Raw genomic sequence first — 12,197 nt, 5'->3', positions numbered from 1 at the left:
ATGCCGGCACGGGGCTGGACAGCGGGAATATGACCTTGAGAGTCTTTCCCCATGGCCGTCCCGAGTGGGTTCGCGGCCTGGTGTTCAACACCCGCCGTCCCCTGTTCCAGGACCGGCGTGTGCGGCAGGCCCTGACCATGGTGCTGGACTTTTCCTGGCTGAACCGTACCCTGTTCCACAACGCCTATGTCCGCACCGCCAGCTATTATCCCAACAGCGAGCTGGCCGCTACAGGCCTTCCCACAGGGCGGGAGCGGGAGATTCTGGAAACATACCGGAAGAATCTTCCGCCAGAAATTTTCACCGAACCTTTCACAATGCCGGTGACCGACGGCTCTGGTCCCGCAGCCCTGCGGCCCTGGTTACGCCAGGCCCGCATCCTGCTGGCCAACGCCGGATGGCACATGCAGAACGGCCAGCTGGTCAACGAACAGGGAGAACCTTTCCGGTTCGGGATCCTGCTGGTGAACCCGTCGGACGAACCCGTGGCTCTGGAATTCGTCCGCGGCCTGAAACGCCTGGGGATCGAGGCCACAATCCGCACCGTAGACACAGCCCAGTACCAGGGACGGATCGACGAATCGGACTTTGATATGACGGTCAACAAGTGGCTGTCCACCCTGTCGCCGGGGAACGAGCAGATCACCTTCTGGGGCTCTGACTATACCGCCCTTCCCGGCAGCCGCAACTATCCCGGCATCCGCGACGGGGTGGTGGATGCACTGGCCCGCAGCATCTCCGCCGCCGCCACGCGGGGGGAGCTGGTGGCCACCGTGCGCGCCCTGGACCGGGTTCTGCTGTGGGGATACTACATCGTGCCGCTGTACCACGCTCCGGGCGACCGGATAGCCTGGTGGAAACCCTTGCGCCACCCGGACACCACACCCATCTACGGCCCTGTCCTGGACAGCTGGTGGATTCAGGAACATGGAGCCAAGAACCAGTAACCTGCAAGTCTTACTGGCTACTGGCTACTGATTTCTGGATCCACACCGCCGCATCGGCGGGCAGCAGGGGTAACAGGATGTCGCGCACCCGGCGGTGGTATGCGTCCAGCCAGGCCGTCTCGGCGGTGGACAGCATGACCCGGTCCACCAGCGTCATATCAATGGGCGCCAGGGTCAGAGTCTCGAACTCCAGCATATCGCGCTCGGCTCCTGCAATATCCTTGCATGGGCGCACTGCCACCAGGCTCTCGATACGGATGCCCCACGCGCTGGCCTTGTAGTATCCTGGCTCATTGGACACGATCATGCCCGGCTGCAGCGGCACACCGCCACCCCGTTTCGAGATCCGCTGGGGTCCCTCATGGACACTGAGATAGCTGCCCACGCCGTGGCCTGTGCCGTGGTCATAATCCAGACCTGCGGCCCACAGGGGCGCCCGCGCCAGAGCGTCCAGCTGGGGCCCTGTGGTGCCCGCGGGAAAGCGGGCCATGGCGATGGCGATATGCCCCTTCAGGACGCGGGTGAAGCGGTCGCGCATCTCCGCCGTCGGCGGGCCCAGCGCGACGGTGCGGGTCACGTCGGTGGTGCCGTCCCGGTACTGGGCTCCACTGTCCAGCAGGAACAGGGTGCCGGACTCCAGCGGCCGGCTGGTGGCCGGCGTGCTGTGGTAATGGACAATCGCGCCGTTGGGTCCCGCGCCGGCAATGGTGGCGAAGCTGGTGTCCCGGAACAGCTCTCCCTGCTGGCGGAATTCCAGAAGCCGGTCCATGGCCTCCAGTTCAGTCACCGTGCGTCGCGGCCAGGTCTCCGACAGCCAGTGCAGAAAGCGCACCAGTGCCACACCGTCGCGCCGGTGGGCATTGCGTGCACCTTCCAGCTCGGTGTCGTTCTTGCAGGCCCGGGGCAGGACGGACGGATCCGGCCCCTCGTCCAGCCGGACGCCGGCGTTGCGCAGAGTCTCCACCACCAGGGCAGGGGCGGACTGCACGTCCACCCGCACCTTTGCCTTTCTGGTCCCCAGGCCTTTCAGGGCTTCCGGGAATTTTTCTGTGGAAGAAACACGGACAGCGTTGCCCAGCCAGGCCGCCACCTCGTCCGTCACCTTCGCCGGATCGGTGAACAGGTCCACCGTGGAATCCGCATGAAGAATGCCGCACGACAGGGGCAGCGGTGTGTGCGGCACGTCCCGTCCCCGGATATTCAGAAGCCAGGCCATCGACTGCGGCTCGGTCATCACCGTCGCGTCCAGCCCTGCACGGGACAGCTCTGCGGCCAGATCGATCCGCTTGCCCGCGGCGTTGCGCCCGGCAAAGGACAGGGGGTGAACCTCGAACGGTTCAGGGGCAGGCGTGGGCCGGTCCATCCAGCAGGCATCCACCGGATGGGGCCGGCAGGAGCGCATCATGCCGCCCTTGCGCGCCACGGCCTGGCCCAGCCGGGCCACCTCCGGCACCGTGTGCAGGGCCGGGTCATACCCCAGCGTACCGGATGCCGGAAAGGCCTGATCAAGCCAGGCGGCAATGCCGGTCTCCGTCAGATCCGCAAAGCTGAACAGGTCAGCCGGCGCCTGGTCCCGCACCTGCAGGGTATAGCGCCCGTCCACAAAGACCCCCGCCCGGCCCTGCAGCAGGATGGCCATCCCGGCCGATCCCGTAAACCCTGTGGCCCAGGCCAGCCGCTCGGCATGCGGGGGCAGGTACTCGTTCTGGTACTCGTCACTGTGGGGAATCACCAGGCCATCCAGCCCCAGACGGCCCATTTCCTGGCGCAGGGCGGCGACCCGGGAATGGATATCAGGAAGGGACATGGGAAAAACCTTGCAAGGAAACGGGGCGGATTGTCCGGAACAAGGGAATCAGGCTTGCGGACAAAGTCAAGACAAATGATCGGGAAGCCCGGTACTTTTTCGGGTTTGTTTTCGTCAAAAAACAGGTATGTCTGTGGCAACAGGATGGCACTGACGTGGAGGGGTAACCATGCGGGCACGAATGTTCAGGACGGTACGCGAGAATGTCCAGCGCCGCCGCAGGGCCGGGCTGGCGTATGCTTCCCGGCCGGAGGAAAATTCCCATGATGTCGGCCCGGAATCCGGCGATTCTCCGGCAATGCCGGTGCAGGACCTTCCCTTGGCAGCCTGATCCTGTCTTTCTGATGCCATTTTTCTGTGGTTCGCTTGGACCTGTGGTTTACCCTGACGGAGATTTCCTCCCATGATCGCCGGAAAGTTTTTTGCCCTTGCCCTTGCCGCTCTGGTCCTTGCCCTTCCCGTTCCGGGAAAAACCCAAGTCCAGGATCACAATATTGACGTTGTTTCACTTGGATGGAAGAGTGCACAGGATATGGAAAACACCCTTTATATGCAGCTGAAAACAGGCCGTGTGGTCATCGCCATGCGCCCGGACCTGGCCCCGAAGCACGTGGCCCGCATCAAGGAACTGGTCCGCCAGGGATTCTATGACGGCCTGAATTTCCACCGGGTTATTGACGGCTTTATGGCCCAGGGCGGCGACCCTGATGGCAACGGCACCGGCGGATCGGGCAAGAACCTGCCGGCCGAATTCTCCCGCGAGCCCCATACCAGGGGCGCTGTTTCCATGGCCCGGGCCTCCAGCCCCGACAGTGCAGACAGCCAGTTCTTCATCGTCCTTGCCGATTCAAACTTCCTGGACGGACAGTACACGGTCTGGGGTCGCGTGATTGAGGGCATGGAACATGTGGACGCCATCAAGAAGGGCGACCAGCGCCGCAACGGCGAAGTGACCAACCCCGACAAGATCATCCGCATGCAGGTCGCCGCGGATGTGGTGGCTGCAGGAGCTGCCTCCGCCAAGTAGGATCCGGAAGAAACATGCAGGGAAAACTGTCTGGAATCATCGCTGCAGCCGTCATGGTTTCTGCCTGCGGAAAAGCAGGTCAGGAAACAGACCGGAACACCGTTGCTGACTTTATCGCCTGGTCCTGTGACCGGGACAGCATGACCGTCATGGAAAGCCAAGATATCCGGTATTCTGGCGGTTTTGGCCGCGCAGTTCTGGCCCTGTCTGTCTGGCCTTCCAGGCCGCGACACAGCCTTGCTCCACCACCACCTGCAGATCCGGAGGAGCGGGAAATCTGGGCCTGCACCCATGTCCATGGCCCGGATGCAGACCATGTTGTTTTTGTTCTTGTGCTGGACCCTGCGGGGCCGGAAGGTGTCGACGCATCATCCTTTACCACCACAGCCCTGACGCCCAACATCCGCACCGGAATCGGAACCGGGAACAGCGGCCCGCACAGCAGCGTCCGGATATACGACCGGCCCGACATCCCCCAGGCCCTCATGCGCCTGTGGAAACCGGAAGAGCCCGCTCCGGACGTGCCGGCCTCCAGCCCCCGTGAAATACCACCAGGAGCTGCACAACCCTGACCCCAGGGTTCCTGTGGCGGTTTTCCCGAATCACACGCGGCCAGAAAGGCGGCATTTCGTAACGCGCCACCAGAAGATAGCGCACCGCCAGCCAAACGGAAGCGGCACCAGCCCAAGCCAGAATTTCACTCTGCGAAAATCCCCGGTGCGGATCCCAGACAAGCTCTCCACCACCGGGCAGGGGAAACACCAGCGGTGCGCCCCGCGGCATCCAAGGCACCACTCCACCAACCGCTGCCCGCCATAGTTCCAGAAAACGAGCGCGGATAACAGCAACAGGGCTGTGCCTGTTACAAAAGCAAGATCGTATATGCGGTTACTGGTCATGGGGATGGTTATAAACATGGAATTTCAGGCTTTTCACCGCCCCACGATGACCAGCTCCTCCAGCAGTTTTTGCGCTCCCCGCACACGGGCGGCGGGAGAGTCCCGGGCACTTTGTCCAAAACCAGCTATATTTTATCCAGTCCCGCTTCCTGATCCTGGACGACACTGCCAGATCAGACTTTGCAAATAAGCCTTGAAGGGGTCCTCAAGGCGCTGCCGGATAATAAAATTTCCGGCAATTGTTTGCATGGAGGCCATTCAGGAAATCTTTTACTTTTTTCTGGTCCCCAGGTTTCAGGGGTTCCAGGGTCCCTGACCTTAAAAGGATCGTGGTTTGATCCCCGGTATCAGGATATTTCGCAGCCTCTTCAACGCTCGTTAAAAGACGAACAACATGATGGCTGCGATGATATCCCCCGTTACGCTTGGGCCCTTCAACGTTCTGGGTCCATACAATATAGACGTTCGGGACTTTCCGGAAACACTGGATGTAAAGCGAGTCTGTGAAAGTCCACCGGGTTGCAACCTGTTCACAGCGTAAACCATACAATTCACGGGCAGGTTGTAGTGTATAATTGTAGGAAACACCCCTGCGACCCTCTGAGGTAACGACAGGTTCCGTCTTCAGGTCAACAACTTTATGGCTGGGGCCGCCAGAACACAAATCGACTGTCGTTGTTTTTAGCTCGGGATCCAGATGAATCTGCATATTCGTTAATAAGGAACCGATACCAGTCCTGGCATCCTGCGTAAGAGGCTGGAGTTTAATATCTCCCGACTGGTCCTGTTTTTCCGCAGGGGCGGACGCGGTTGCAGAGGGGGGAGTCCGGTCTGAATCTGTCACACCTTGATCAGATACGCACCCCGGGAACAGACCCAAGGCTAAAGAACCACAGACTGCGATAAGAGAATTATCAGACATTGTATTATGCTTTCCTTGGCAATTTTCAACTTCATTGAAGATTTTCGCTTATACATTGAAGATTTTCGCTTATACATTGTGCTCACATTAATTCAACACCCAAACGCCGTGTTCGCCAGCTCCTCCAGCAGTTTCTGGACACCGCGGACGCGATCGGAGGGGGAGTCCCAGGCGCGGAGGGCAGTGAGTTTGTTGTCGGGGCGGAGTTTGATCGTGCCCGCCTGCTGCATCATCCAGGCCACCAGTTTTTCCGGTTTGCTGAAGGCGTTGTTGCGGAAGGAGAGGACGGTGCCTTTGGGCCCCGCGTCGACTTTTTCGACACCCGCCAGGCGGCATTGTTGCTTGATACCGATCACGTTCAGCAGGTTGTCGACTTCTTCGGGGAGTGGGCCAAAACGATCCACCAGTTCTGCAGCGAAGGCATCGATTTCAGTTTTATCTACTAACCCGGCGATGCGCCGGTAGAGCGACAGGCGCACGTTCAGGTCGATTACATACCCATCGGGGATCAGCACCGGTGTGCCCAGGTTGATCTGCGGCGTCCAGCCGCCACGATCCTCCATTGCTCCACCCGCCCCGGCGCGCGCTGCGTCCACGGCATCGTCCAGCATCTGCTGGTACAGTTCAACGCCGACCTCGCGGATGTTGCCCGACTGCTCCTCGCCTAACAAATTGCCTGCGCCGCGAATGTCCATGTCGTGACTGGCGAGTTGAAAACCTGCACCCAGAGTATCCAGAGTCTCGATCACGTGCAGCCGCTGCTGCGCCGTTTGCGACAGCGCCATGGTCGGCGAATAGGTCAGATACGCATAGCCGCGGATCTTGCCACGGCCCACACGCCCGCGCAGCTGATACAACTGCGCCAGGCCGAACAGATCAGCGCGGTGGATGATCATGGTGTTGGCCGTGGGAATATCCAGGCCGGACTCCACAATATTGGTGGACAGCAGGATCTCGTACCGGCCCTCGTCGAACGCCGTCATCACATCTTCCAGCTGGGATGAGGCCATCTGCCCGTGCGCGGTGATGATTTTTACCTCGGGCACCAGATCTTTCAGCGCCTCTTCCACCTTGGGCAAGTCTTCCAGACGCGGACACACATAGAACGTCTGGCCGCCGCGGAAATGCTCGCGCATAATCGCCTCGCGGACCACCACCGGATCGTACGGCAGCACCGTGGTGCGCACCGCCAGGCGATCCACCGGCGGTGTGGTGATGAGGCTCAGTTCGCGCACGCCTGACAGCGCCAGCTGCAACGTTCGCGGAATGGGCGTTGCGGTCATGGTCAGCACGTGCACATCGTGGCGCAGTTCCTTCAGGCGTTCCTTCTGCTTCACGCCAAAATGCTGTTCTTCATCCACAATCACCAGGCCCAGGTCTTTGAACTCAATCGACTTGGCCAGCAGCGCATGCGTCCCCACCACAATATCGACCGTGCCTTCTTTCAAACCTTTTTTGACCTGTGTGCTGTCTTTCGCCGACACCAGCCGCGACAGCTGCCCAACGTGCAACGGAAATCCGGCAAAGCGTTTGGAGAAATTCCGGCTGTGCTGGCGGGCCAGCAGCGTGGTGGGCACCACGACGGCCACCTGCTTGCCGGTCATGGCCATGACGAAGGCGGCGCGCAGAGCGACCTCGGTCTTGCCAAAGCCCACGTCGCCGCACACCAGGCGATCCATGGGCCGGCCCGAGCCGAGATCCTGCAGCACATCGTCGATGGATTTCGTCTGGTCTTCGGTTTCGGCCCAGGGAAAGCGCGCGCAGAATTCGTCGTAGAGCCCTTCCGGTGCGCCGATAATTTCCGTATGGCGGAGCTGGCGTTCCGCGGCAATTTTCAGCAACGCATCGGCCATGTCCAGCAGGCGTTTTTTCACGCGCGCCTTGCGGTTCTGCCAACCCACACCACCCAGCTTGTCCAGCTGCGCCGTGCCCTCATCCGACCCATAACGGGTCAGCACGTCAATATTCTCCACAGGCACGAACAGCTTGTCGCCATCCGCGTAGATCAGCTTCACACAGTCGTGCGGCGCGCCGCCCACATCCAGCGTCTCCAGCCCCTCGTACCGCCCGATGCCGTGCTCGGCGTGCACCACCAGATCGCCGGGCGACAGGCTGCTCACCTCGCTGATGAAGTTGGCCGACCTGCGTTTTTTGCGTGCGGGCCGCGCCATGCGCTCGCCCAGAATATCCTGCTCGGCAACCACTGCGAGATCAGGCGTGACGAAGCCATGCTCAACAGCCAGCGTCACCAGTGGTGTCACGTCCCTGTGCTGCGTATTCGCCTCATGCCACGTGTCACACAGGCGCAGATGTTCCATGCCGTGGTGGGACAGCAGTGTCTTCAGCCGCTCGCACGAGCCATCGGTATACCCTGCCACCAGCACTTTTTTGCCCTGCTGTTTCAGGATCGCAATGTGATCGCGCACAGCGTCGAACAGGTTGATGTCCATGCGCGTCCGCGCCTCGGCAAAATCGTGCCCGCGGCGGCCTTGCGCATCGATGCCGGTGTTTTCTGCTGGCGCAAAGGGCGACAGAATGGCCGTGGCGCGTTTGCCAAGAATGCTCTCCCACTCGGCCTTGTCGAGAAACATCAGCGTGGGCGGAACGGGTTTGTACGCGCCGGCCTGCGGCGTTTTCATCAGCGCCTGCCGCGCCTGGTAAAAATCCATGATCTGTTCCAGCCGCTGATTGCGAGCCTCTTCCACCTGCGCATCGAGAACGACAGACGCGTGGGGCATGTAATCGGCCAGCGTCACCAGCGACAGATAAAACAGCGGCAGCCAGTGCTCCATGCCGCCGTATTTGCGGCCGGCGCTGATGGCCTCATACAGAGGGTCGTCGGCATTCTGCGCACCGAACAGCTCGCGATACCGGGCACGGAAGTTCTGGATGGACGCTTCATCCAGCAGGATTTCGCCCATAGGTTTGAGAGTAAATCCGTCGCGCTTTTCCGAGGTCAGCTGGGTCAGCGGATCAAACGCGCGGATGTTTTCCAGCTCGTCCCCGAACAGATCCAGCCGCAATGGCTCTTCCGCCGCCGGAGGAAAAATATCGATGATATCGCCGCGGATAGCAAACTCCCCCGGCTCGCGCACCGTCTGCGCCCGGTTGTACCCGTTGCGGGTGAGGTATTGCTGCAGTTTATCACTGTCAATCCGGTCGCCGATCTTCGCGCTGAACGCCGTGTGCTGAAATGTTTCCGGCGGGGAAACGCGCTGCAAAAAGGCGTTGACGGTGGTGAGGAGAATCATTCCCTCTCCTGCGGGAGAGGAATTTATCAGCCGCATCAACGCCGCAACCCTCTCCCCCACCACATCCGCGCCCGGGGAGACACGGTCATAGGGCAGACAGTCCCACGCGGGAAACTGGATCACCCGAATATCGGGAGCAAAGAAAGCCAGCGCCTCGGCCAGATGCGCCATGCGAGTATCGTCCAGCGCAATGTGAATAACGCCAGCACCACCCGCCTGCCGCGCGATGTCCGCCAACACCCGCGCGTCCTGCCCCTCCGGCGCTCCTCCAATCAGGGTGCGGGTGAGCACATGACGATTAAAAGAAAACTTCATATCGTCCCGGAACTCACCTCACCACCGGGATCTGGCCATCCCCTGGCTGTTTCCTTCTGCGCAGGACCAGCAGGAAAATCACGACAAGGGCCGCAGCAATCCCCAGCAGGGTATAGCCGAAGACCGGTCGGTAATATATCCATGCGGCGGCGATGGTGACCAGGCTGGCCGCAAATGCCAGGCTGCCGGCCACAAAGCCGATCCCCACACCCACGATGGACCCGATGAAGGGCACCACGTCGGCCAGGATACGGAACGGCCGGAAAAACAGGCCGAGGCCAGCCCAGACCCCTACAAAACCACCCAGGCGGATCAGCCAGGTCATCAGGGTGTTTTCCATCTCGGCTGACGAGAACATCTCGTCGGGCGTTCTGGTGCCTGTTGACAGAAGATCCAGGGATCCGTGCGGAGTGCGCCACGGCTCGAGCCTGTTACCGCTGCTCTGGCCACCAATAACGCTGATGTCCTGGGGCTCGATCATGCTGAAATGAACCCGCAAATCGCCAATGCCAGGGCTGGACAGATCACCGGTCAGGTATTCTCCGCCAGACAGTTTGAACCTGCGGGTCAGGGAAGACTCCATGGCCCCTGTGTCCTCAGCGGTGGGGGTCAGGCCGGTATAATCATCCAGCCTCTCCGTCAGGGCCGTGGAGAGAAAAAATGCTCCCACATGGATATCGGACGCTGTCCACACCTGGGTCTGGAACGGCATGGAGGCGGGATTTTCATGGCCAGCCCTGGACCGGAAACGGCCGGAATCAATCAGGGCTTCCGACCACACCTTCCTGTAGGTATAGACGGTTTCGGTTGTCTCGCCGCCGCCCGTGGTGGTCTTCGTCTTTGTCTCGTGGTCTTCCTTCCACTGGTACATCTGGACTGTACGTTTCAGCTTCAGCGCGGGACGGCGAAAGCGGAACAGAGGGTCTTCCAGCGTCTGGGCCGTTTCAGCGCGGCCTGAAAAATGGACCAGCTTTCCCTGGTTTGCGGGGTCGACCGGATTTGCGGGAATACTGATGACTGCTGATCGCCCTGCGGCCAGGGTCCGCGTGCGGTTGATGGCCCGCCCTTCGTTCCACCACAGCAAGCCCAGGCACAGCCCCGCCATGATCAGGCCGATGACAATCCCGGCCACAGACTCCTTCAGCCGCTGGCCCCAGGATTTCGTCGTGGTTTCTGTAAACGTGTCGGACATGTCCGGTCCTGATGCAGCCATTATGTTTTTTTCCCTGTCAGCTTTTTGAGCGGATCCGCCTCCACCATGTCGCCGGTGCCACGGGTCAGGTGCGAACGCAGCATCCACACGCTTTTCTCGTGGACCTGCAGGCGCTCGTCATACAGGGCCATGGTCGCCCGGTCATCGGCCTGGTCCGCAACCGGATAGGCCTTGCGGATGGCCCCGATAACTGTCTCATGTCCCTCGGCCAGCTGGCGGATCATGGCCTTTGCTTCCGGCACTCCCTCCTCCTCCCGGATCGAGGACAGGGCCGCAAAATCCCTTGTGGAAGCCGGAACATAGTGGCCCAGGGCCCGGACCCTCTCGGCCAGGATGTCCACGGCCAGCCACAGTTCATTGTACTGGGTTTCAAACAGGGCGTGGAATTCGGAAAAATCAGGCCCCTCCACGTTCCAGTGAAAGGCATGGGTTTTCTGGTACAGCCGGAAGGTATCCGCCAGCACTGTGGCAAGGCCGGCCGCAATCGCCCTGCTGCTGTCCGTTCTGGATGTCCTGTCCTTTTTCATGGGATCCCTCCTGGATGATCTGTGGCACAACCTGTCAAACATCGACAGTATGACGGAATATATTTCCGGGCAACTGTGATAATATCAGGCGCAATGGCTCACGACACCACACCAGACAGGGGCACCTCTGCCGGCAGAACTTCGGGGGGAAAAAACGCAGGCAGGCATCCGGCCGCCCGCCGGCCCCGCATTGTCCTGCCCGAATTCCTGTTCAGGTCCATCGTCCCCTCTCCCTTCCTGCGCAGAAAGGGGCGGCAAGTCCTGGTTGTAGCGGCTGTGTCTGTCCTGGTGCACCTGGTCCTTCTGGTTCTGGCGTGGGGGCTGTTTGCCTGGCTGCGGTCCCCGTCCTTGCCCGACAGCCCCTCTGAAATTCCGGTCGAGATTGTGGCTGTGCAGGACCAGACCACAGAGGAAAACGCCGCGGCAGAACCGGCCACGCCCGTCAGACGACAATCCGGCCCCGACGATGAAGGTATGGACGCCCCGAAAGAAATTTCTCCGGTTCCGTCCCGGGACGAACAGCAGACTGCACCACAGCAGCAGAGGGTAGCGCCGGCCCGCCCGCAGGATCCAGCCCCGGCGCAGACACCCGCTCCGCAGGCCCAGCCGCGGTCTGTGCCGGCCCCCCGGCCCCTGGCCATCCCCATTCCCGTTCCGTCACCGGGAACACAGGCGCTGAACCAAGCCATGAGCACCGTTTTTGGTCCGGCCCGCAGCACACCTTACACCCGGGCAGGACAGGGACTGGGGGACCGGTGGCTGAATGCTGTCAGGGCCCGCATCGGACCGGTGGACAGCCTGCTGTCCTGGAGAAACGATGTGCGCCTTCCGGCATCCTACCAGATCCTGGTGGACCGCACTGGCAAGGTCCTGTCAGTCAGCGTCCTGGTATCCTGTGGAAATCCGGGCCGGGATATCATGGTCATGAACCAGGTCAGGGCCGCATCACCCCTGCCCCTGCCTCCCCCGGGACTTCCTGTCCCTGTCAGGGTCACACTGGAGATTGCACCGCCCTGACGCACCCTTCGGACCGGAGGCCAGCCAGAGACGGGTCCAGGGCATGCGGACAATCAACGCAGAATGAGACAGATGATGAGTGTTTCCGGAAGCCGGGGCGCAGCGTACATAAACGTACGTGAGCACCGGAAGTCCGGAAAGCCGAAGTCAGATGGCCATTATCCGTTTGATTGTCCGCACGCCTATTGCATGCACTCCCGCAGCCGGTCTGTAGCCGGCCCCATGCCGCTCAGGACAAGCTGAAGAGGCTGATTTTCGCCGGCAACTGTCAG

At 61.1% G+C, this 12,197-nt stretch carries 9 protein-coding genes and 1 pseudogene; 5 read left to right on the top strand and 5 right to left on the bottom strand.

Features of this window, described 5'->3' with window-relative positions:
• The coding region (locus M3O22_05905; GenBank protein MDP9196284.1) for an ABC transporter substrate-binding protein at positions 1 to 947 on the top strand (947 nt) is incomplete at its 5' end.
• Positions 948 to 957: 10 nt separating this feature from the next.
• Here M3O22_05905 and M3O22_05900 read toward each other — a convergent pair.
• On the bottom strand, positions 958 to 2,754 hold the full coding sequence (locus tag M3O22_05900; protein ID MDP9196283.1) for an aminopeptidase P family protein: 1,797 nt from the start codon (positions 2,752 to 2,754) through the stop codon (positions 958 to 960).
• Between the two features lie 169 nt (positions 2,755 to 2,923).
• Between M3O22_05900 and M3O22_05895 the strand changes: the two genes are divergently transcribed.
• From M3O22_05895 to M3O22_05885, 3 genes are all read left to right on the top strand, one after another.
• On the top strand, positions 2,924 to 3,085 hold the full coding sequence (locus tag M3O22_05895) for a hypothetical protein (GenBank protein ID MDP9196282.1): 162 nt from the start codon (positions 2,924 to 2,926) through the stop codon (positions 3,083 to 3,085).
• A 201-nt stretch (positions 3,086 to 3,286) separates the two neighbouring features.
• Entirely contained in the window at positions 3,287 to 3,781 is a 495-nt protein-coding gene (locus M3O22_05890; protein ID MDP9196281.1) for a peptidylprolyl isomerase, read from the top strand.
• Between the two features lie 14 nt (positions 3,782 to 3,795).
• On the top strand, positions 3,796 to 4,353 hold the full coding sequence (locus M3O22_05885) for a hypothetical protein (protein ID MDP9196280.1): 558 nt from the start codon (positions 3,796 to 3,798) through the stop codon (positions 4,351 to 4,353).
• 532 nt (positions 4,354 to 4,885) lie between these two features.
• On the opposite strand, the gene M3O22_05880 is transcribed toward M3O22_05885, so the two are convergent.
• The 4 genes and pseudogenes from M3O22_05880 to M3O22_05865 form a co-directional block, all read right to left on the bottom strand.
• Positions 4,886 to 5,602, bottom strand: coding sequence for a hypothetical protein (locus tag M3O22_05880; protein MDP9196279.1), 717 nt, complete (start codon positions 5,600 to 5,602; stop codon positions 4,886 to 4,888).
• Between the two features lie 92 nt (positions 5,603 to 5,694).
• Complete coding sequence (gene mfd / locus M3O22_05875) at positions 5,695 to 9,168, bottom strand: transcription-repair coupling factor (protein MDP9196278.1); 3,474 nt, start codon at positions 9,166 to 9,168, stop codon at positions 5,695 to 5,697.
• Positions 9,169 to 9,181: 13 nt separating this feature from the next.
• Entirely contained in the window at positions 9,182 to 10,360 is a 1,179-nt protein-coding gene (locus M3O22_05870) for a TMEM43 family protein (protein MDP9196277.1), read from the bottom strand.
• 86 nt (positions 10,361 to 10,446) lie between these two features.
• Positions 10,447 to 10,908 (bottom strand): annotated as a pseudogene (locus M3O22_05865) (DNA starvation/stationary phase protection protein).
• Between the two features lie 93 nt (positions 10,909 to 11,001).
• Between M3O22_05865 and M3O22_05860 the strand changes: the two are divergent.
• Positions 11,002 to 11,925 (top strand): TonB family protein, encoded by a 924-nt coding sequence (locus tag M3O22_05860; protein MDP9196276.1) that lies wholly within the window; start codon positions 11,002 to 11,004, stop codon positions 11,923 to 11,925.
• The last annotated feature ends 272 nt before the right edge of the window (positions 11,926 to 12,197 follow it).

Source organism: Pseudomonadota bacterium (assembly GCA_030775045.1).
Taxonomy (GTDB): Bacteria; Pseudomonadota; Alphaproteobacteria; order JALYJY01; family JALYJY01; genus JALYJY01.
Note: the sequence above shows the minus strand (reverse complement) of the source record. Positions and strands in the feature narration are given on the sequence as shown.